The organism is Paraburkholderia franconis (genome assembly GCF_009362735.1).
Classification (GTDB): domain Bacteria; phylum Pseudomonadota; class Gammaproteobacteria; order Burkholderiales; family Burkholderiaceae; genus Paraburkholderia; species Paraburkholderia franconis.
Genome location: NZ_WHNP01000020.1, coordinates 126,436 through 147,208 on the forward strand (window position 1 = coordinate 126,436; position 20,773 = coordinate 147,208).

The following is a 20,773-nucleotide window of genomic DNA, read 5'->3' on the forward strand; positions in this document are numbered from 1 at the left end:
CAAGGCATCACATATTCCGCCGATACTGTCCGCCCACTTCGAACAGCGCGTGCGTGATCTGCCCGAGCGAGCAGACGCGCGCCGCATCCATCAGCACGGCGAACACGTTTTCATCGTCGATGACGGCCTGCTTCAGGCGTTCGAGCATCGCAGGCGCTTCGTCCTGATGCCGTGACTGGAACGCGCGCAGCCGCTTCAGTTGTCCCTGCTTTTCCTCTTCCGTCGAGCGTGCGAGCGCAATCGGCGGCGGCGCATCGTGCGCGTGCGCGCCGACGAACGTATTCACGCCGACGATCGGATACGAACCATCATGCTTGCGATGCTCGTACAGCATCGACTCGTCCTGGATGCGTCCGCGCTGATATCCCGTTTCCATTGCGCCCAGCACGCCACCGCGCTCCGTCAACCGGTCGAACTCCGCGAGCACGGCGGCTTCCACGAGATCCGTCAGTTCGTCGATGACGAAGCTGCCCTGGTTCGGATTCTGGTTCTTCGCGAGTCCCCACTCGCGATTGATGATCAGCTGAATCGCGACCGCGCGGCGCACCGAGTCTTCCGTCGGCGTCGTGATCGCTTCGTCGAATGCGTTCGTGTGCAGCGAGTTGCAGTTGTCGTAGATCGCGATCAGCGCCTGCAACGTCGTGCGGATATCGTTGAAGTCGATTTCCTGCGCGTGCAGGCTGCGGCCCGACGTCTGCACGTGGTACTTCAGCTTCTGGCTGCGCTCGTTTGCGCCATAGCGGTCGCGCATCGCCACCGCCCAGATGCGCCGCGCGACACGGCCGAGCACCGTGTATTCCGGGTCCATGCCGTTCGAGAAGAAGAACGACAGGTTAGGTGCAAAGTCATCGATGGCCATGCCGCGCGCGAGATATGCCTCGACATATGTGAAGCCGTTCGCGAGCGTGTACGCGAGCTGCGAGATCGGATTCGCACCCGCCTCGGCGATGTGATAGCCGGAGATCGACACCGAATAGAAATTGCGTACGCCGTGCTCGACAAAGTAAGCCTGAATGTCGCCCATCACTTTCAGACTGAATTCTGTCGAGAAGATGCAGGTGTTCTGGCCTTGATCCTCCTTGAGGATGTCGGCCTGGACTGTGCCGCGCACGTTCTCCAGTGCAAAACGGCGCGCATCGTCGAGTTCCTGTTGCGACGGCTCGCGCCCTTCCTGTTGCGCCTTCGCGCGCACAAGCGCGATCTGCTGATCGATCGCGACGTTGAAGAACATCGCGAGTATCGTCGGCGCGGGACCGTTGATCGTCATCGATACCGACGTTTCGGGCGCGCATAGATCGAAGCCGTCGTAAAGCGCTTGCATGTCGTCGAACGTGGCCACCGATACGCCCGAATTGCCGACCTTGCCGTAGATGTCAGGCCGCTCGTCCGGCTCTTCGCCGTAGAGCGTGACGGAATCGAACGCCGTCGACAGACGCTTCGCGGGCATGCCTTCCGATAACAGCTTGAAGCGTCGATTGGTGCGGAACGGATCGCCTTCTCCGGCGAACATGCGCGTCGGGTCTTCGTTTTCGCGGCGGAAAGGAAACACGCCGGCAGTGAACGGGAAATAGCCGGGCAGATTGTCGAGCATCAGCCAGCGCAGAATTTCGCCGGGGTCCTTGAACGCCGGCAGAGCGACCTTGCGGACTTTCGAGCCCGACAAGGTTTCGATGGTGAGCGCGGTGCGAATTTCCTTGTCGCGAATCTTCACGATATGTTCGTCGCCGGAATAGGCGGCGACCGTCCGCGGCCACGAATCGAGCAGCACCTTTTCGCGCTGGCCCATCTCCGACGTGCGCGCGTCGATCAGTGCATCGAACGCGCCGGCGTTTTGCACGCTGCCGTCCGCTTCATCCAACATGCGCCGCGCTTCTTCGAGATGCCAACGCTCACGCGCGAGCTGCGACTGCGCTTCGACCCGCTCGCGATAACCGCGCACTGTCAGCGCGACATCCGACAAGTACCGCCCGCGCGCCGGCGGCACGATCGCGTTGCGGCCCGTCGAGTGACGCACGCCTTCCATCATGGGCAGCCGTCCGTCGCTCTCGCGCAGCCCGTGTTCACGCAGCGCCTTGGCGATATGTTGGTACACAGCCGTCACGCCATCGTCGTTGAAACGCGACGCTATCGTACCAAACACCGGCATCGCGTCTACATTCGACGCAAATTTCTGATGGTTACGCTGCACCTGTTTCGCGACGTCGCGCAGCGCATCGGCGGCGCCCTTGCGGTCGAACTTGTTGATCGCGACGAAATCCGCGAAATCGAGCATGTCGATCTTTTCGAGCTGGCTCGCCGCGCCGAACTCGGGCGTCATCACGTACAGCGACTTGTCGGCGTGCGGCACGATCGCGGCATCGCCTTGGCCGATACCCGATGTCTCGACCACGATCAGATCGAAGCCCGCCAGCTTGCAGGCGGCAATCGCGTCGGGCAGCGCGTCGGAAATCTCGCTCGATGCCTCGCGCGTCGCCAGCGATCGCATGAAGACGCGCGCCCCGCTGCCCCAGTCGCCCGTCGCATTCATGCGAATCCGGTCGCCCAGCAGCGCGCCGCCGGACTTGCGCCGCGACGGATCGATCGCGATCACAGCGATGGTCAGCGAGTCGCCATAGTCGAGGCGAAAGCGACGGATCAGCTCGTCCGTCAGCGACGACTTGCCCGCGCCGCCCGTCCCCGTAATGCCGAGCACGGGGACGTTCGCCTGTTCGGTTTGCTGGTTGAGCTGCGCGTGGGTCGAGTCGTCGACATCGCCCGTTTCGAGCGCCGTGATTAGTTGCGCGAGCTTGCGGAATGCGGCGACGTGGCTTGCGTCGCGATGAAGCGCGCCCTCAAGGTCACGGGCCAGTTGCGCTGGCGAGGCATTGGATCGCGCCACGCTACGGCTGCGCGCGATCATGTCGTCGATCATGCCCTGCAGCCCGAGTCGCTGCCCGTCGTGCGGCGAGTAGATGCGCTCGACGCCATAACGTTCGAGTTCCGCGATCTCATCGGGCACGATCACGCCGCCGCCGCCGCCGAACACCTTGATCCGCTCGCCGCCCCGCTCGCGCAGCAGATCGACCAGGTAGCGGAAGTATTCGACATGGCCGCCCTGGTAGCTCGATACCGCGACGCCGTCGGCGTCTTCCTGCAAGGCGGCCGTCGCAACTTCTTCGACCGAGCGGTTGTGACCGAGATGGATCACTTCGACGCCGCTCGCCTGGAGGATGCGCCGCATGATGTTGATCGACGCATCGTGGCCGTCGAACAGCGCGGCCGCCGTGACGAAGCGCAGGCGTCTTGACGATTGCGCGTCTGATGAGCGTGGCGCGGAAGATTGTGAAGCCTGCTCCGAAGGCGCGTCGTCGCCGATGCGCTGCGGCGTGGAAAGATCGGTCATGTCTCCCCCGGATCGAATCGTCAGGTTCGTTCGTCCCTACTTCGCGGGTACTGCCTGCAACCAGTATAACGATACGACCCGATCGCCCGGGCGGCGTTCAGCAGAGCCTGATGCGTCGCCGCTCCGCCTGCACTCGGAGACTCACCGCACCGCCAGCGCGCGAATCTGATCGAGCGTCGGCCAGAGCGTCTCGCTGGCGAAGCGCTCGGCGATGAAATCGACAAACGAACGCACCTTCGCCGACAGATGCCGGCGGCTCGCGTACACGACATGAATCGGCAGCTCGCGCGGCGGCAGTTCGTCGACGAGTAGCGGAACGAGACGGCCCTCGGCAAGATCGTCGCCGATCACTTCCGTGCCGAGCAGCGCGAGCGCCGCACCCTGCAATACGACGACGCGCTGCGCTTCCAGATGATTGACGATCAGATTGCCGGACACCTTCACGCGCGCATTGCCCGCGTTCGCGCCCGCCACCAGTTCCAGCGCGGACACGCCCGCGTACTCGATGAAGTTGTGCGCGGCGAGATCGGCGACACGCTTCGGCGCGCCGTGCCGCTTGATGTATTCCGGCGATGCGCACAGCACGAGGTGCGCGGTCGCCACCTGCCTCGCGATCAGCGACGACGACTTGAGCCCCGTCGGCGATGCGCGGATCGCCACGTCGAAGCCTTCGTCGATCAGTTCCACCACGCGATCCGACAGCGTGATATCGACGGTCACTTGGGGATGCTGCGTCGCATAGTCGGCGACGGCGCTCATCACATGGCGCAGGCCGAACGCCGACAGCGACGACACGCGCAGCCTCCCTTGCGGCACGACGCTGGCCGCGCCCACCGCCTGCTCGGCTTCGTCCAGTTCGGTCAGCACCTGACTCAGCCGCTCGTAGTACTCGCGCCCGGCTTCCGTCGGCGCGACGCGGCGCGTGGTCCGGTTCAGGAGCCGCGCGCCGAGCTGCTGTTCGAGATGCATCACGTGCTTGCTCGCCATCGCCGCGGACATGTCCATCTTCTCCGCCGCGCCGACAAAGCTGCCGACCTCGACGACGTGGCGAAATACTTTCATGCTGACGAGGGTATCCATGGCGGTCGCTCGGGACAGGAATGAATCGGGCTGATTCCCGGGACTTTATCAAGGAGCCGTCGACAATGCGCGGCCGCGCGGTATCGCTCAGAAAAAAGCCCCGCCTTCCGTGAAGAAGACAGGGCCTGCGGGCAGACGCCTCGAGAGACGTCGCCGCCGATTTCGATGGTTATTGCGCCGATCAGAATTTCGCGCGGATGCCGACGCCGGCCGTATAGCCCGACGACTGGCTCGTGTACTTGTCGTAGAGATAGGCTGCGTACACGTCGGTGCGCTTGGACAGAGGGTAGTCGTAGCCGATGGCCGCCGACTGGTGCATCTGGTCGAGGCCCCCCGCATCGCGCGAATACGCGTACGACGCCATCACGGTGCCCGTGCCGAGCGGCACCGACACGCCACCTTGCGCCGTGTTCACGTGCCAGCTGCCGACGTCCTGGTCGTTCTTCGTGTACATGTACTGGCCGTAGAACTTCACGAACTTCAGGTCGTACGACAGGCCGAGCTGCGCAACCGACTGGCTCTTCAGGCCCGCGACCAGCGAGCCGAGGTCGGCCGGCGTGTTGTTGAAGTTGACGTACTGATAGACGCCCGTCGCCGCGAACGGACCGTGGAAGTACAGGAACTGCGCGCTGTACTTCTTCGAGCTGTTCTGGCCGGCCGTATTGCCGAACGCGTACATCGCGCTGCCCGACAAGCCGTTGAAGTTCGGCGTCGAATACTGGACCGCGTTGTTCCAGCCGGAATCGCCGACCACGCCCATGTCCGTCGTGTAGGTCGGGAACGTGCCCAAGCCGAGGAACACGTGGTAGACCATCGGCGAGAAGACGTACGAGTCGATGAACGGGTTGAACAGAATCGTCGACACGAACAGGTGCGTGGTCAGCCGGCCCGCCGTCACCGTGCCGAACGGCGATTCGACGCCGACGTACGCGTTACGGCCGAAGAAGGTGTCGCCATCGAAGCGGCCGAACTTGCCGTTCTGCGCGCGGAAGAAGTCCTCCAGCGTAAAGATCGCCTTGTAGCCGTTGCCCAGATCTTCCGAACCCTTGAGGCCCCAGTACGACGTCGACATACCGCCGCCCGACACGTTCCACGCCGTCTGGCTGCCCGGGAACTTCGTCGCGCCGACCCATTCGTCGACCTGGCCATAAAGCTGCACACTCGACTGCGCGAACGACGAAGCCGACGCGGCGGCGAGCAATGCGCCGACGGCGCCCGCCTTCAAGGTTGTTCTCAGCGCACGGCTGACGGATGTTTTCATGGGTTCTCCTGTCTTTGTCAAAAGGGTGTGGCTGTGCGGCGGGGCGCTCGCCGGTCCGTGTCTGTTATCCGTCTGAATCGTCGAGCCAATCTGGGCTGGACAAATCTTTGCGGACCATTTTTGCGGACAAAAATAGCTGTACTTATTGCCGGTATATCGGACTGAATAGTTTGGTCGACTTTCGGCCTGATACTCGTTGCCAATGCATCCTGTTTCCGCGATGCCGCAAACCTGCGTACCCGCCTTGAGGCGCGCGGATTCTACAGCAGCGGGAACGATGCGAAGCGCATCCGCCGTTGGATGACGCACTGCCGCAACGAAGACGAGATTTGATGACGAAACGGTGAACGCTGACGAGCGTTTTCAAAAATGTGTGGCGTGCTTACGTCACATCAGCGTGAATGATTCGCTCGGGACGAGGGGAGGCCTGAGACGGCTGCGAGCGAGAGCGAGGGATTCGATCCAGCCTTATGAGCAAGGCTGAAACGCACGACACGACTGACGGGGGAAGAAAAGCTCAGTTGCGATACGGCGATGGCGCCGGAATACGCGAGTCGGCGGGAGGACGGGGAATCTGACGCGAGACGCCGCGTTCTTCGTTGTACCGCGCAACGTCGTCGCGGATGGAGCCGACGTGCGCCGATTGCGCATTGGCCGGTGGCCGCGGCGCGGGACGCGAATCGGTGCTGATGGGCGTGATTGCGCCGGCGTATTGCGTACCGACGTATTGCGCCGACGGACGGTTGCGGTAGACGTCGTACGGAAGCGTCATGCGTTGCATGGTGTCGCGGCTCGCGCTGCCGCCGATGTGGCCGGCATACGCGTCGCTCGTGCCAGCTCGGCTGGTCGCGTTGACGCGCACGTGCTGCGCGTCGTTTCTTGCATACCGGCTGCCGTGAGCCACGTCAGGCGAAACGTTTGCGCGCGGCACCTGGTTTCCGTGGACTGGGCCGCCAAACGATGAGACGCGATAAGCCGCGCCGCCGCCGAAGAAGCCATGCCCTTCGTGGGACGCGAACGGTGGCTTCGCGTAAGCGAGCGAAGTCAGCGCAATGACCAGCGCGCTCGTCCCCCACCATTTGATCCTCGACAGCCCTACATGCACCATGTTTCACCTGCCCGACGATCCACCTGAAAGCCCGCCGTTCGAGCTACGGCTGGGCTTGTTCCGGGACTGGCGCGGCGGCGCGGCATAACTTGCCACGCGCGATGTCCCAACGGCCTTCGAACAGTAATTTATTGGCGCCCCCAAGGGGTGTCGAGCCAAAAAATGTTAGGTCTGCGGCACTCTTGTAACGCATTGTTACTGCGACGCTTTTTCGCCACAAATCACTTGCGGAACCCTCCGAAAAGGCGCTGAAAAGAAGTTGTTCGAACACCTGAATTCGTCTGAACAGTGACGCACCAAATGCATCCAAAAACGGGCGTCCGGACAATCTTGCCGATACCGAAATCGGCTACTTCCCGGCATCCCAATGCTCGCGCACTCATTCCCATAAGTCGCCCGTTTAATGCGTTTCTGTAATTAATCAATTCGGCAAATGAATTTGCTTTTTTAATCGCTTTGCGTTGACAATAGTCCTTTGGCGTTCGCCTGCCGGCAACGGCAAGGCAACCGCCTGATCAGCATCGAGATTTGAAAGATGGCCCGTCCGAAACTCCTTCCCGACAATTTCACGCTCTGCCTGATCGGCACCGTGATTCTCGCCAGCCTGTTGCCCGTTCACGGTCAGGCGTCGAAGGCGTTCAACTGGGTCACGGACATCGCGGTCGGGCTGCTGTTCTTCCTGCACGGCGCGAAGCTGTCGCGCGAGGCGATCGTCGCCGGCGCGACGCACTGGCGGCTGCACATCGTCGTGCTGCTAAGCACGTTCGCGCTGTTTCCGATACTCGGGCTCGTACTCAAACCGCTTCTTTCTCCGCTCGTCACGCCCGCGCTCTACGCCGGCATCCTCTTCCTCTGCACGCTGCCGTCGACGGTTCAGTCTTCGATCGCGTTCACGTCGATTGCGAAAGGCAACGTGCCCGCGGCCGTATGCAGCGCGTCGGCCTCCAGTCTGCTCGGCATCTTCATCACACCCGCCCTCGTCAGCATGATCGTGACGAACCAGGCGGCGAGCGGCGGTTCGCCTTGGCATACGGTATGGAATATCGTGCTGCAACTGCTCGTACCGTTCGTCGCCGGGCAGTTGCTGCGGCCGATGAATGGCGGATGGATCGAGCGCAACCGCGCCGTGCTGAAATTCGTCGACCAGGGCTCGATTCTGCTGGTGGTGTATGCGGCGTTCAGCGAGGCCGTCAACGAAGGGCTGTGGCATCAGATTCCGCTCGCCGCGCTGGGCGGGCTGCTGGTCGTGTGCGCAGTGCTGCTGGCGCTCGCGCTCCTCGTGACGATGATCGTCAGCAAGCGTTTGGGATTCAGCCGCGCCGACCAGATCACGATCATCTTCTGCGGCTCGAAGAAAAGTCTCGCGTCCGGCGTGCCGATGGCCAAGGTCATTTTCGCGACGCACGCGGTCGGCGCCGTCGTGCTGCCGCTGATGCTGTTCCATCAGATCCAGCTGATGGTCTGCGCCGCGCTCGCGCAACGTTGGGGCGCGCGCGACACCAGCGCCGAGAAGCGCGCTGCGAAGAAAGGCGCGACAGCCGCTGTTGCGCGCCGCTAGGCCCGCATGCGATCCATACGAGATGTGATTCATAAGCGCTCTCCCTGAGTGCATGTCATAGGCCGCCTCCGGGCGGCTTTTTCGTTGGCGTTTCGTTATTTCAGCGCGCCGCCGGCATGCTGTCGCCTCGTGCAAATGTCATAGGACAAACGCACGAAATCGCGACCTTTTTTCGAGTGGTGAAAGCGTTTCCGTCGCGCACCGCGCGCGGCGTCGACTGTCACTAAAAATTCACTTAATTCCGCATGAATAATGCCGATATGCCGACGGTCGAATGCTCCGGTCGTTTGTCATGTCCCAACGCTCGTCTTCCCCCACCGTAGCGCCGCGCATCGAAGACCTGATCGTGCAGCGCGACCTGTCTGCCGTCTTCCAGCCCATCGTCGATTTCGACGACGGCGCCATTCTCGGCTATGAGGGCCTGATTCGTGGACCGGTCGGCACGCCGCTCGAAACACCGTACGCGCTGTTCGCTCAAGCTGAAGCCGAAGGCAGCGTGATCGCGCTGGAACGCGCGGCCGCGCGCACCTGCATCGAGGCGTTCGCGCAACTCGGGTACGAGGGCAAACTGTTCGTGAATTTCAGCGCGGGCGCGATCCGCCAGTTGGCCGACAACCGCGACAGCACGTTCGTGATGTTGCGAAACATGGGCGTCGACGCCGAGCGCATCGTGATCGAGCTGACCGAACAGAGCGCGATCCCCGATGTCGCGAGCTTTCTGCCCGCGATCTCCGTCTTGCGCATGGCGGGCGCGCAGTTCGCGCTGGACGACTACGGCACGGCGAACGCCAGCATGAATCTGTGGGTGCGTCTGCAGCCTGATGTCGTGAAGATCGACCGCTTTTTCATCCACGACATCGCCAGCGATCCGCTCAAATTCGAGGCCGTCAAGGCGATGCAGCATTTCGCCGCGGCGAGCGGCGCGCGGCTCGTGGCCGAGGGCATCGAAAAGGAAGCGGATCTGATCGTCGTGCGCGACATGGGCATCGGCTGCGGACAAGGCTATTTCTTCGGCAAGCCGCATGCGCGCCCGCCGCGCGCCGTCGCCGACGACGCCCGCGAAGCACTGCGCGCGGGCCACATCGCCGTGTTCCCCGAAGCGACGCGCGCGGTCAGCGCATCGCCTTCGGGCGGCATGGCGTCCGCGAAAATGATCGTGCATGCGCCCGCGCTGCCGCGCCACGCGACGAACAATGACGTCCTCGAACTCTTCAACCGGATGCCGAACCTGCACGCCGTCGCCGTCGTCGAGCAAAACGAGCCCGTCGCGCTGATCAACCGCCGCGCGTTCATGGACCGCTACGCGCTGCCCTATCACCGCGAGCTATTCGGCAAGCGGCCGTGCATGCTGTTCGCGAACGCGTCGCCCGTTGTGATCGAAAAGTCGATGACGGTCGAGGACATGGCGAAGCTGCTCGCCAGCGACGACCAGCGCTACCTCGCTGACGGCTTCGTGATCACCGATCAAGGCCGCTACGTCGGGCTCGGCACGGGCGAAAGCCTCGTGCGCGCAGTGACGGAAGTGCGCATCGAGGCGGCCCGCTACGCGAATCCACTCACCTTCTTGCCGGGCAACATCCCCATCAGCTCGCACATCAGACGCCTGCTCGGCAACGACTCGGGCTTTTACGCGTGCTACGTGGACCTGAATCACTTCAAGCCTTTCAACGACCAGTACGGCTACTGGCAAGGCGACGAAGTGCTGAAGTTCGCCGCGCACGTGCTGGCGGAGGTTTGTGATCCGACGCGCGACTTTCTCGGGCATGTCGGCGGCGACGACTTCCTGATCCTGTTCCAGAGCGACGACTGGCGCGAGCGCGCGCAACGCGCGATCCACATGTTCAACGAGGGCGCGCAGCGCTTCTACGCGCCCGCCGACCGGCTCGCGTGCGGCATCCACGGCGAGGACCGCCGCGGCAATCCGACGTTCTTCGGCTTCGTGACGATGGCGATCGGCTGCGTGCACGTCGGGCCGCAGACAGGCCAACAGCTTCATAGCAGCGAGGACATCGCCTCGGTCGCAGCGCTCGCCAAACGCCGCGCGAAGAGCGAGGCGTCCGGCCTGGTGCTGATCGGATTCGAGGAAAGCCAGGCGCTGTTGCGAGGACGGACGGCGACCGCCGTCGACTGAGCTTCGAAGCAAGCTGACTTTTCGCGTCAAAGCGTCGCCGCCGCAGCCCGCGCCCGACGCGACGGCCCTATCGGATCGATATCCGGGTCGACATCCATTGGGCCGACATTCTTCTGTCATCCCGAGCAGTCACCTTCAAGCAAGGTGCCGACTGCGCGCGCTCCATTCCCTGATTCATCTCGCATCGAGCCACCGGCAAGCCCGGTCCACCGCGCACGCCTGCTGCCGTCGGAATATCCGGCAGGCCGCGCCAATCGGCGATTCGAAGGATCGTTTAGTGAATTTTACTAAACAACAGATTAACCTCCCGCAAGCCTATCTACGGGTATCTACGCGTATCTAAAGCCAGGTGACAGGGGTTTGTGGACAGCGTTTTACTATACAATCACCCGAACCTGAACTTCGCTGCGGCGCGTCTGCGCACGGCAGCTTCTCTCGATGGCTACAACGATCCGCGACGTCGCCCGCGCAGCCAGCGTGTCGATCGGCACGGTCTCGCGAGCGCTGAAAAATCAGCCGGGCCTGTCGGAATCGACGCGCGAGCGCATCGTCGAAACGGCGCGCCGACTCGGCTACGACTCCGCGCAACTGCGCCCGCGCATTCGCCGGCTCACGTTCCTGCTGCATCGGCATCACAACAACTTCGCGGTCAGCCCGTTCTTCTCGCATGTGCTGCACGGCGTCGAAGACGCTTGCCGCGAACGCGGCATCGTCCCGTCCGTGCTGACGGCCGGTCCGACCGAGGACGTCGTCCAGCAGATGCGCCTGCACGCGCCGGATGCGATCGCCATCGCGGGCTTTGTCGAGCCGGAAACGCTCGCGACGCTCGCCGCGATGCAGCGCCCGCTCGTGCTGATCGATCTGTGGGCGCCAAACCTGCGCTCGGTGAATCTCGACAACCAGGCGGGCGCCGCGCTCGCGATGCAGCATCTGTTCGCGCAGAAGCGCACGCGCGTCGCGTTCATCGGCGGCTCGCTCGCGCACTACAGCATCGCGCAGCGCGCGCTCGGCTACCGGCGCGCGTTCTTCGAAGCGGGACTGCTGTTCGATCCGTCGCTCGAAGTGACGATCGACGCGGGCCTCGACCCCGACGCAGGCGCCGCGCTCGCGATGGAGCAGTTGCTCGACCGCCCCGGCCCGCGCCCCGACGCCGTCTTCGCGTACAACGACCTTGCCGCGCTCGCCGCGCTGCGCGTGTGCCTCGCGCGCGGCCTGCGCGTGCCCGAAGACATCGCGATCGTCGGCTTCGACGACATTCCCGCCGCCGCGCACGCGCGTCCGCCCCTTACGACGATCGCCGTCGACAAGGAAGCGCTCGGCCGCCGCGGCGTCGAACTGCTGCTCGAAGATGCGCCGTCCGCACTCGATATTCGCGTACCCGTCCAACTCGTTGTCCGTGCCAGCACTTCGGTGAATACGCTATGAAACAACCCGACACGACTCTTTCGAACGACAACGCCGACCACAAGGCGCCGCCCGTCGCGAGCTTCCGCGACAGCGCTTTCCTGCTGTCGCACATCGAGGACTCGCTGCGCTTTTACGCGCCGAACGTGCTCGACCCGAGCGGCGGCTTCTTCCACTTCTTCCGCGACGACGGCACGATCTACAACCGCGCGACGCGCCATCTCGTCAGCAGCTGCCGCTTTGTCTTCAACTATGCGATGGCGTACCGGCAGTTCGGCGATCCGCAACATCTGGAATACGCGCAGCATGGCCTGAAGTTCCTGCGCGACGGCCACTGGGACCCGCATCATCAGGGCTACGACTGGGAGATCGACTGGCGCGACGGCCACAAGCGCATGCTCGACGCGACGCGCCACTGCTACGGCCTCGCATTCGTGCTGCTCGCGTATGCGCACGCGGCGATGGCGGGCATCGAAGAAGCGAAGCCGATGATCGCCGCGACGTTCGAGCTGATGGAGCACCGCTTCTGGGACGCGGCGACGGGTCTCTACGCCGACGAAGCCACGGCCGACTGGCGCGTGAGTTCCTATCGCGGCCAGAACGCGAACATGCACACGACGGAAGCGCTGCTCGCCGCTTACGAAGCGACCGGCCATCTCGTGTACCTCGACCGTGCCGAGCGCGTCGCGACCAATATCACGCTGCGCCAGGCGAAGCTCTCGCAAGGGCTCGTGTGGGAGCACTTTCAAGCGGACTGGTCGGTGGACTGGCACTACAACGAGGAAGACAGCTCGAACATCTTCCGTCCGTGGGGTTTCCAGCCCGGCCACCAGACAGAGTGGGCGAAGCTGCTGCTGATTCTCGAACGGCATCGTCCGCTGCCGTGGCTGCTGCCGCGCGCAATCGAACTGTTCGACGCCGCGATGACGCACGCGTGGGACCACGATCACGGCGGCCTCTACTACGGCTTCGGCCCGGACCGCACGGTCTGCGATCACGACAAGTACTTCTGGGTGCAGGCCGAAACGTTCGCGACGGCTGCGCTGCTCGGCAAGCGCACGGGCAACGAGCGCTTCTGGGACTGGTACGACGAGATCTGGCGTTATAGCTGGACGCATTTCGTCGATCATCGGTACGGTGCGTGGTATCGCATCCTCACGTGCGACAACCGCAAGTACAGCGACGAAAAGAGCCCGGCCGGCAAGACCGACTATCACACGATGGGCGCATGCTACGAAGTGCTGCATCACGCGTTGCCCTCCGCGTTGCAGCCCTCCGGCAAGTCCGAATAACCCTGTACGGTGAGCATCATGAGCGCAAGCCCCGAATTTCCCGACTTCGTATCCGCCGGCGACATCCTCACCGATCTCGTGCGCACGGGTCCTTCAACTTGGCTGTCGGTGCCGGGCGGCGCGGGCTGGAACGTCGCGCGCGCCGTCGCGCGGCTCGGCCTGCCGACCGCGTGCGCCGGCTCGCTCGGCGTCGATAACTTCTCCGACGATCTGTGGAACGCCAGCGTCGCCGCCGGCCTCGACATGCGTTTCATGCAGCGCGTCGAGCGCGCGCCGCTGCTCGCGGTCGTGCATCAGACGCATCCGCCCGCGTACTTCTTCATGGGCGACAACAGCGCGGACCTGGCATTCGATCCGTCGAAGCTGCCGGAAGGCTGGATGTCGCATGTGAAGTGGGCACACTTCGGCTGCATCAGCCTCGTGCGCCAGCCGATCGGCGCGACGCTCGCAAAGCTCGCGGCCGAGCTGCGCGCGCGCGGCGTGAAGATCAGCTTCGATCCGAACTACCGCAACCTGATGGAGCACGGCTACGAGCCGACGCTGCGCCACATGGCGTCGCTCGCCGATCTGATCAAAGTGTCGGACGAAGACCTGCGGCTGCTGTTCAAGACCGACGACGAAGCGTCCGCCCTCGCGCGACTGCGCGCGATGAACCCGAAGGCGGTCGTGCTCGTCACGCGCGGCTCGGAGAAGGCGACGCTGATCGACGGCGAGCGCATCGTCGAAGCGCAGCCGCCGCGCGTGGCCGTCGCCGATACCGTCGGCGCGGGCGACGCGTCGATCGGCGGCCTGCTGTTCAGCCTGATGACGGCGCCGCAGCGCAAGTGGGAAGAGCATCTGGCGTTCTCGCTCGCGGCGGGCGCGGCGGCCTGCCGCCATTCGGGCGCGCATTCGCCGACGCTCGATGAAGTGGTATCGCTGTTGCAGGATTGATCCGTAAGAAGTTGCCGTAAGAAGTTGCCGTAAGAAGTTGCCGTAAGAAGTCGCTGGAACGCGCGCCGAAGCTGCTACTTCACCCGTCTGTGCAGAAGCGCTCGACGGCGCGCGAGAGCCGGGAGCGCGCTCCGAAGCACCGACATGTGAGCGTCGAAATCGCGTGCTACGATGGAATCTCCCCCTTGCAGGAGATGCATCATGGAGGACGTCACCTACACCAAAGGTCTCTACACGGCGACGGCGACGACCCGCCCGCTGGATGGCGGAAAGTATCAGGGCGTGGTTTCGCTCTCGCGCGACGAAGGCGACGAGACAGAGGACACGGTCTACGAAGTCGAAGCCACCTCGGCAACGGCCGACGAAGCGCTCGAAGAAGCGAAGGCACTGGCCCACAGAATCCTCGGCGAGATCGAACTATAAGCATTGGGCTCGTGCGCCGGGGTGTATGCATCGAGGCAGACGTGGCGCGTCCGCCGCGCGCCGCGCCGATGGCCTTTTCGACTTGAACAGGCGGAGGCGATCATGGCAGAACCGCTCTTCCTTTACGGCGTGTATGCGATACACGTACGTCCTCTTGAGCTTCAAGGCGCGCGCTGGGACGCGGAGTATGAAATCCGGCATCGCGACCATCCCGTGCAGCGCTGGACCACGGTAGGTGGCGATGGGGGTTTTGCAACCGAGGCAGAAGCAATCGAAACGGCGCATCAGCAAGCCGTCGCCGATATCGAACACGGCGCGGGCGTGCCGAAGCCGCGGACATTTCCCTGACGCGCGCGTGCATCGCCGGCCGGCGCGGGCTGAACAGACCGCGCATCAGGCGATCGAACTGGCGGTCGACTGGATTCGCCCGTCCCGGCGCATGCGGGTCTTCTCCGACGCGACAACGCACTGAGCCTGGCAGCACGGCCGTACGCGCCGCGCGGCTGCGCCCGCGTGACGGCGACGCTGCGTGTATCGAACGGGTTCAAGCGCTACACTACGCGCGGCAGCGAGTGTGCCGCACGCGTGCGCCATGAAGCTGCAGGACACCCACGTCAGCAGAACCAGCCGAACACAACAAGAATGAGCGCGACCCCGCCCGATTCCAACGATCACCCGCCACGCAAAGGCCGAGTCCTCGACCGGAAGATTCGCATGCGCTCGCACGTCGTCGTCGCGCACGGTCTGCCGCTGCGCGTGTGGCAGGACCTCTACCACCGCGCACTGACGATCAGCTGGCCCGTCTTCTTCGTGTCGCTCGCCGTCCTGTTCCTGCTGCTGAACTCGTTCTTCGGATCGCTGTACGAACTCGGCAGCGCGTCGATTGCGAATCAGAACCCCAAAGGCTTCGCGGGCGCATTCTTCTTCAGCGTCGAAACGCTCGCGACGGTCGGCTACGGCGACATGCATCCGCAGACGCTATACGCACACCTCATTGCGACGCTCGAAATTTTCGTCGGCATGTCGGGCATCGCACTCGCCACCGGTCTGATCTTTGCGCGCTTCTCGCGCCCGCGCGCGAAGATCATGTTCTCGCGCTACGCGATCGTGCGCCCCATCGACGGACGCACCACGCTGATGGTGCGCACGGCGAACGCGAGGCAAAACGTCATCGTCGAGGCTCGCGCGCGGCTGCGACTGATGCGCGTCGAGCGGTCGTCGGAAGGCTACGTGCTGCGCAGGATTTACGACCTCGGTCTCGTGCGCGACCAGCAACCGATGTTCTACCTCGGCTGGAACCTGATGCACGTGATCGACGAAGCGAGCCCGCTCTATGGCGAAACGCCGGAAAGCCTCGCCGAACAGGACGCGTCGTTGCTGATCACGATAGAAGGCTCCGACGAAAACACCTCGCAGACGATGCAGGCGCGCTTCTCGTGGCCCAGCGACGACATCCGCTGGCAGCACCGTTTCGTCGATCTGATCCGCGAAGAGAACGGCGTGAGCCATATCGACTACACGTATTTCGACGACGTCGTTCCGCTCGCGGCACACGAGATCCAGCAGCAGCCGACGGGCTGACGGTTCGGCACAACACGCTCGGCCCCGTCAGCACACGGGTTTCAATGATGCAGTTTCAGCGCGTCGATTTCACGCTGCTCGACGGCCATCGCCCGCGCGTGCGCGTCGCGCGCCATCGCCTGCTCGACGTATTCGCCGATGCGTCCCGACGCTTCGAGCAGCTTCGCGACGAACGCGATCTGCAACGTGCTGGCGAGCAGCAGATCGGCGGCCGTAAAACGCTCGCCGAGCAGCCATTCGCCTTCGTCGAGCGCCGTGTCGATCGCGAGTTTCACGCGCTCCAGATTGCCCCAGCCGAAGCTGAACGAATTGCCCGACGCGCCCGTCAGCTTTTCGGCCATCGCCGGTTCGAGGCAGCCCGGCGTGAAGAAAAGCCATTGCAAAAGACGCCCGCGCAACGGATCGCCGATGGGCGCGCCGAGCTTCGACTGCGGAAAGCGATCGGCGAGATACAGCAGCACCGCGCCCGATTCGGCGACCTGCACGCCGTCGTCGTCGAGCGCCGGCAGCTTGCACATCGGGTTGACGTGATGGAAATCGGTCGTGTCCTGCTCGCCCGCGCGAAGGTTCACGCGCGCCAGTTCATACGGCGCGCCGATCTCCTCGAGCATCCACAGCGCGCGGAAAGCCCGCGTCTTCGGCCAGTAATACAGTTTCATCGCCCCTCCCTATGCCTTCGTTGCACATCGGTCGGCATAGCGTAACCCAACGGCGGGCTGTGTGAACCTCGTCCGAATGGCCAGCCATCCCAACAAAAAGCGTCCACGCCAGCGCGGCGCGAATCATCGAAAAAAGCCGCTTTTTCCGAAGCGGTGGATCTATCTCAAAACAAGGCGGAATGCCAGGAATCCTCTCGTCCGCAATTGATCAACCGCAAAAAGTAGCAAGAATTCTCTCTAATTGACGCGAAAGAATGGAGTCTCTTTCGCTGCGGCGGCAACGAGCACACAACGAGCACGATTTGTCGGCGGCGAAACGCATAACAGAAACGGAGACTCCACGATGACCGCTCGTCTGCCCATCGACGGCACCCCGGCACTCGCCGACTACCGCCTCTCGGACAACCTCACGGCCACGCGCGGCCGCATCTTCCTGACGGGCACGCAGGCGCTCGTGCGCCTCGCGCTGATGCAGCGTCAGCTCGACAAGACGCGCGGCCTGAACACGGCCGGCTTTATCAGCGGCTATCGGGGCTCGCCGCTCGGCATGGTCGACCAGCAGTTGTGGAAGGCAAACAAACTGCTCGACGCGAACGACGTGCGCTTTCTGCCCGCGATCAACGAAGAACTCGGCGGCACGGCCGTGCTCGGCACGCAGCGCGTCGAGGCGGACCCGGAGCGCACCGTCGATGGCGTGTACGCGATGTGGTACGGCAAGGGCCCCGGCGTCGACCGCGCCGGCGATGCGCTCAAGCACGGCAACGCGTACGGCTCGTCGCAGCATGGCGGCGTACTGGTGGTCGCGGGCGACGATCACGGCTGCGTGTCGTCGTCGATGCCGCATCAGAGCGACTTCGCGATGATCGCGTGGCATATGCCGATCGTGAATCCGTCGAACGTCGCGGACATGCTCGAATTCGGTCTGTACGGCTGGGCGCTGTCGCGCTACTCGGGCGCATGGGTCGGCTTCAAGGCGATTTCGGAGACGGTCGAATCGGGCTCGACGGTCGATCTCGACGCGCTGCAAACGCACTGGGCGACGCCCGAAGGCTTTCGCGCGCCCGCAGGCGGCCTGCACAACCGCTGGCCCGATCTGCCGAGCCTCACGATCGAACAGCGTCTGCACGCGAAGCTCGACGCCGTGCGCCACTTCGCGCGCGTCAACAGCATCGACAAATGGATTGCGCCGAGCCCGCACGCGAACATCGGCATCGTGACGTGCGGCAAGGCGCATCTCGACCTGATGGAAGCGCTGCGCCGGCTCGATCTCACCGTCGCCGATCTGGAGAAGGCGGGCGTGCGCATCTACAAGGTCGGCCTGTCGTTCCCGCTCGAAATGACGCGCATCGACGCGTTCGTTTCCGGTCTTTCCGAAGTGCTGGTGATCGAGGAGAAAGGCCCTGTTATCGAACAGCAGATCAAGGACTATCTGTACAACCGCAAGGAAGGCGCGCGGCCTGTGATCGTCGGCAAGCACGCGGAAGACGGCTCGATGCTGCTGTCGTCGCTCGGCGAATTGCGTCCGTCGCGCATTTTGCCCGTGTTCGCGAACTGGCTCGCGAAGCACAAGCCCGCGCTCGATCGCCGCGAGCGTGTCGTCGATCTCGTCGCGCCGCAAATCCTGTCGAATGCCGCCGATGCCGTCAAGCGCACGCCGTATTTCTGCTCAGGCTGCCCGCACAACACGTCGACGAAGGTCCCCGAAGGGTCGATCGCGCAGGCAGGCATCGGCTGTCACTTCATGGCTTCGTGGATGGAGCGCGACACGACGGGGCTGATCCAGATGGGCGGCGAAGGCGTCGACTGGGCCGCGCACTCGATGTTCACGAAGACGCGCCACGTGTTCCAGAATCTCGGCGACGGCACGTACTTCCACTCGGGCATTCTCGCGATCCGCCAGGCCGTCGCGGCCAATGCGACGATCACCTACAAGATCCTCTACAACGACGCCGTCGCGATGACGGGCGGCCAGCCCGTCGACGGCAGCATCTCCGTGCCGCAGATCGCGCGTCAGGTGGAAGCGGAAGGCGTGTCGCATTTCGTCGTGGTCAGCGACGAGCCGGAGAAATACGACGGCCATCATGGCCTCTTCCCGAAGGGCACGACGTTCCATCACCGCAGCGAACTCGACAAGGTGCAGCGCGAGCTGCGCGACATCGACGGCGTGACGGTGCTGATCTACGACCAGACGTGCGCGGCTGAAAAGCGCCGCCGCCGCAAGAAAGGCGAGTTTCCCGATCCGGACAAGCGCCTCTTCATCAACGAAGAAGTGTGCGAAGGCTGCGGAGATTGCGGCGTGCAGTCGAACTGCCTGTCCGTCGAGCCCGTCGAAACGCCGCTTGGCCGCAAGCGCCGTATCGATCAGTCGTCGTGCAACAAGGACTATTCGTGCGTGAACGGCTTCTGCCCGAGCTTCGTGACGATCGAAGGCGGCAAGCTGAAAAAGGCCGCGGGTGTCGCGTTCGATGCGGCTGCGCTGGCCACGCGCGTCGATGCATTGCCGTTGCCCGCGACGCATCTCGACGCCGCGCCTTACGACATTCTGGTGACGGGCGTCGGCGGCACGGGTGTCGTGACGGTCGGCGCGCTGATCAGCATGGCCGCGCATCTGGAAGGCAAGAGCGCGTCGGTGCTCGACTTCATGGGCTTCGCGCAGAAAGGCGGCTCGGTGCTGTCGTTCGTGCGCTTCGCCGCGCGCGACGAGTGGCTGAACCAGGTGCGCATCGACACGCAGCAGGCCGACGTACTGCTCGCCTGCGACATGGTGGTCGGCGCGAGTGCCGATGCGTTGCAGACCGTGCGTCATGGCCGCACGCGCATCGTCGTGAATACGCATGCGATTCCGAACGCGTCGTTCGTGCAGAACCCGGATGCGAATCTGCATGCGGATGCGCTGCTCGACAAGATGCGTCACGCAGCGGGCGACGAGCGCATGTCGTCGTGCGATGCGCAGTCGCTCGCGACGCGCTTCCTCGGCGACACGATCGGCGCCAACATTCTGATGCTCGGCTTCGCGTGGCAGTTGGGCCTCGTGCCTGTTTCGTTCGCCGCGATGATGCGCGCGATCGAATTGAACAACGTCGCCGTGCAGATGAATCAGCTCGCGTTCTCGATTGGCCGCATGGCCGCCGCCGATCCCGCAGGTCTGGAAGCGCTGTGGGCGCAGCGTCATGCGGTACAGCCTGCCGCATCGCACGAAACGCACGAAACGCTCGATGCATTGATCGCGGACCGCGAAGCGCGGCTGCTCGCTTATGGCGGCACGGCTTATGTGAAGCGTTATCGCGCGCTGGTCGATGCGGCGCGTCAGGCGGAACGCAGGCTCGACGGCACGCAGGCAGAGCGCTTGAGCCGCGCCGTTGCGACAACGTTCTATCGGCTGCTCGCCGTGAAGGACGAATATGAAGTCGCGCGCCTGCATAGCGATCCCGCTTTCCGCGCAGCATTGGAAGCGCAGTTCGAAGGCGTTGCAGGCAAGGACTTTGGCGTGAAGTTCAATCTCGCGCCGCCGACGATCTCACGCGCGAAACACGGCGCGAAGCCGCAGAAGAAGACATTCGGCCAATGGATGTGGCCCGTGTTCGGCGTAATGTCGAAGTGGCGCGGGCTGCGCGGCACGATGCTCGACCCGTTTGGCCGCACCGTCGAACGACGGATGGAACGCGAGCTTTCCACCGACTACGAAACGACGATGCAACGTGCGTTCGTGATGCTCAACAACGTCACCGCCGACGAGATCGTCAAACTCGCAGATCTGCATGCCCGCGTGCGCGGCTATGGTCACGTGAAGCTGGCGAATCTCGCGGCGGTGAAACGCAGCGAGCGCGAACTGGCCGCGCGTCTGCATATCGAGGCGGCAACAGGCGCGGCCGTCAACGCAGCGCTCGAAGAAGCGAAGGGCGCGGGAACGTTGCGTGGCATTCCGGTGGTCGTTGCGAAGTAATGTGATGATCGAACGCGT

At 63.9% G+C, this 20,773-nt stretch carries 14 protein-coding genes; 9 read left to right on the forward strand and 5 right to left on the reverse strand.

Features of this window, described 5'->3' with window-relative positions; all coding sequences use genetic code 11:
* Window positions 1-7 precede the first annotated feature (7 nt).
* The 4 genes from icmF to GCT13_RS22135 all read right to left on the reverse strand — a co-directional run bounded on the left by icmF (window position 8) and on the right by GCT13_RS22135 (window position 6,831).
* Complete coding sequence (gene icmF / locus GCT13_RS22120) at window positions 8-3,382, reverse strand: fused isobutyryl-CoA mutase/GTPase IcmF (RefSeq protein WP_152761619.1); 3,375 nt, start codon at window positions 3,380-3,382, stop codon at window positions 8-10.
* A 141-nt stretch (window positions 3,383-3,523) separates the two neighbouring features.
* Complete coding sequence (locus GCT13_RS22125) at window positions 3,524-4,462, reverse strand: LysR family transcriptional regulator (RefSeq protein WP_152761621.1); 939 nt, start codon at window positions 4,460-4,462, stop codon at window positions 3,524-3,526.
* A 181-nt stretch (window positions 4,463-4,643) separates the two neighbouring features.
* A complete protein-coding gene (locus tag GCT13_RS22130) occupies window positions 4,644-5,723 on the reverse strand; it encodes a porin (protein WP_152761623.1) in 1,080 nt (359 codons plus the stop codon).
* Between the two features lie 517 nt (window positions 5,724-6,240).
* Window positions 6,241-6,831: a hypothetical protein gene (locus GCT13_RS22135; RefSeq protein ID WP_152761625.1), complete on the reverse strand. Its 591-nt coding sequence runs from the start codon at window positions 6,829-6,831 to the stop codon at window positions 6,241-6,243.
* Between the two features lie 535 nt (window positions 6,832-7,366).
* On the opposite strand from GCT13_RS22135, the gene GCT13_RS22140 reads away from it, so the two are divergent.
* The 8 genes from GCT13_RS22140 to GCT13_RS22175 all read left to right on the forward strand — a co-directional run bounded on the left by GCT13_RS22140 (window position 7,367) and on the right by GCT13_RS22175 (window position 16,153).
* Window positions 7,367-8,389: a bile acid:sodium symporter family protein gene (locus GCT13_RS22140; protein ID WP_152761626.1), complete on the forward strand. Its 1,023-nt coding sequence runs from the start codon at window positions 7,367-7,369 to the stop codon at window positions 8,387-8,389.
* A 292-nt stretch (window positions 8,390-8,681) separates the two neighbouring features.
* A complete protein-coding gene (locus tag GCT13_RS22145) occupies window positions 8,682-10,520 on the forward strand; it encodes an EAL domain-containing protein (protein ID WP_152761628.1) in 1,839 nt (612 codons plus the stop codon).
* A 438-nt stretch (window positions 10,521-10,958) separates the two neighbouring features.
* Window positions 10,959-11,945 (forward strand): LacI family DNA-binding transcriptional regulator, encoded by a 987-nt coding sequence (locus GCT13_RS22150; protein ID WP_152761630.1) that lies wholly within the window; start codon window positions 10,959-10,961, stop codon window positions 11,943-11,945.
* Complete coding sequence (locus GCT13_RS22155) at window positions 11,942-13,216, forward strand: AGE family epimerase/isomerase (RefSeq protein WP_152761632.1); 1,275 nt, start codon at window positions 11,942-11,944, stop codon at window positions 13,214-13,216. The genes GCT13_RS22150 and GCT13_RS22155 overlap by 4 nt, the downstream gene beginning before the upstream one ends.
* Before the next feature lie 18 nt (window positions 13,217-13,234).
* Window positions 13,235-14,149, forward strand: a complete 915-nt coding sequence (locus GCT13_RS22160; protein WP_152761634.1) for a carbohydrate kinase family protein — start codon at window positions 13,235-13,237, stop codon at window positions 14,147-14,149.
* 201 nt (window positions 14,150-14,350) lie between these two features.
* On the forward strand, window positions 14,351-14,572 hold the full coding sequence (locus tag GCT13_RS22165) for a hypothetical protein (RefSeq protein ID WP_087734270.1): 222 nt from the start codon (window positions 14,351-14,353) through the stop codon (window positions 14,570-14,572).
* A 102-nt stretch (window positions 14,573-14,674) separates the two neighbouring features.
* The gene (locus GCT13_RS22170; protein ID WP_152761636.1) at window positions 14,675-14,920 is read left to right on the forward strand and encodes a hypothetical protein; all 246 of its coding nucleotides are present in this window, start codon (window positions 14,675-14,677) and stop codon (window positions 14,918-14,920) included.
* 294 nt (window positions 14,921-15,214) lie between these two features.
* Window positions 15,215-16,153 (forward strand): ion channel, encoded by a 939-nt coding sequence (locus GCT13_RS22175; protein WP_152761638.1) that lies wholly within the window; start codon window positions 15,215-15,217, stop codon window positions 16,151-16,153.
* Window positions 16,154-16,194: 41 nt separating this feature from the next.
* On the opposite strand, the gene GCT13_RS22180 is transcribed toward GCT13_RS22175, so the two are convergent.
* On the reverse strand, window positions 16,195-16,812 hold the full coding sequence (locus GCT13_RS22180) for a glutathione S-transferase family protein (RefSeq protein ID WP_152761640.1): 618 nt from the start codon (window positions 16,810-16,812) through the stop codon (window positions 16,195-16,197).
* Window positions 16,813-17,155: 343 nt separating this feature from the next.
* Here GCT13_RS22180 and GCT13_RS22185 point away from each other — a divergent pair, with 343 nt between their 5' ends.
* On the forward strand, window positions 17,156-20,755 hold the full coding sequence (locus tag GCT13_RS22185) for an indolepyruvate ferredoxin oxidoreductase family protein (protein ID WP_152761642.1): 3,600 nt from the start codon (window positions 17,156-17,158) through the stop codon (window positions 20,753-20,755).
* Window positions 20,756-20,773: the final 18 nt, after the last annotated feature.

What these genes read in the sequence shown, in the direction of transcription:
- GCT13_RS22150 (WP_152761630.1), top strand. Translation starts at nt 10,959, where the DNA reads ATGGCTACAACGATCCGCGACGTCGCCCGCGCAGCCAGCGTGTCGATC.
- GCT13_RS22175 (WP_152761638.1), top strand. Translation starts at nt 15,215, where the DNA reads ATGAGCGCGACCCCGCCCGATTCCAACGATCACCCGCCACGCAAAGGC.
- GCT13_RS22165 (WP_087734270.1), top strand. Translation starts at nt 14,351, where the DNA reads ATGGAGGACGTCACCTACACCAAAGGTCTCTACACGGCGACGGCGACG.
- GCT13_RS22130 (WP_152761623.1), bottom strand. Translation starts at nt 5,723, where the DNA reads ATGAAAACATCCGTCAGCCGTGCGCTGAGAACAACCTTGAAGGCGGGC.
- GCT13_RS22160 (WP_152761634.1), top strand. Translation starts at nt 13,235, where the DNA reads ATGAGCGCAAGCCCCGAATTTCCCGACTTCGTATCCGCCGGCGACATC.
- GCT13_RS22140 (WP_152761626.1), top strand. Translation starts at nt 7,367, where the DNA reads ATGGCCCGTCCGAAACTCCTTCCCGACAATTTCACGCTCTGCCTGATC.
- GCT13_RS22170 (WP_152761636.1), top strand. Translation starts at nt 14,675, where the DNA reads ATGGCAGAACCGCTCTTCCTTTACGGCGTGTATGCGATACACGTACGT.
- GCT13_RS22180 (WP_152761640.1), bottom strand. Translation starts at nt 16,812, where the DNA reads ATGAAACTGTATTACTGGCCGAAGACGCGGGCTTTCCGCGCGCTGTGG.
- GCT13_RS22185 (WP_152761642.1), top strand. Translation starts at nt 17,156, where the DNA reads ATGACCGCTCGTCTGCCCATCGACGGCACCCCGGCACTCGCCGACTAC.
- icmF (WP_152761619.1), bottom strand. Translation starts at nt 3,382, where the DNA reads ATGACCGATCTTTCCACGCCGCAGCGCATCGGCGACGACGCGCCTTCG.
- GCT13_RS22155 (WP_152761632.1), top strand. Translation starts at nt 11,942, where the DNA reads ATGAAACAACCCGACACGACTCTTTCGAACGACAACGCCGACCACAAG.
- GCT13_RS22125 (WP_152761621.1), bottom strand. Translation starts at nt 4,462, where the DNA reads ATGGATACCCTCGTCAGCATGAAAGTATTTCGCCACGTCGTCGAGGTC.
- GCT13_RS22145 (WP_152761628.1), top strand. Translation starts at nt 8,682, where the DNA reads ATGTCCCAACGCTCGTCTTCCCCCACCGTAGCGCCGCGCATCGAAGAC.
- GCT13_RS22135 (WP_152761625.1), bottom strand. Translation starts at nt 6,831, where the DNA reads ATGGTGCATGTAGGGCTGTCGAGGATCAAATGGTGGGGGACGAGCGCG.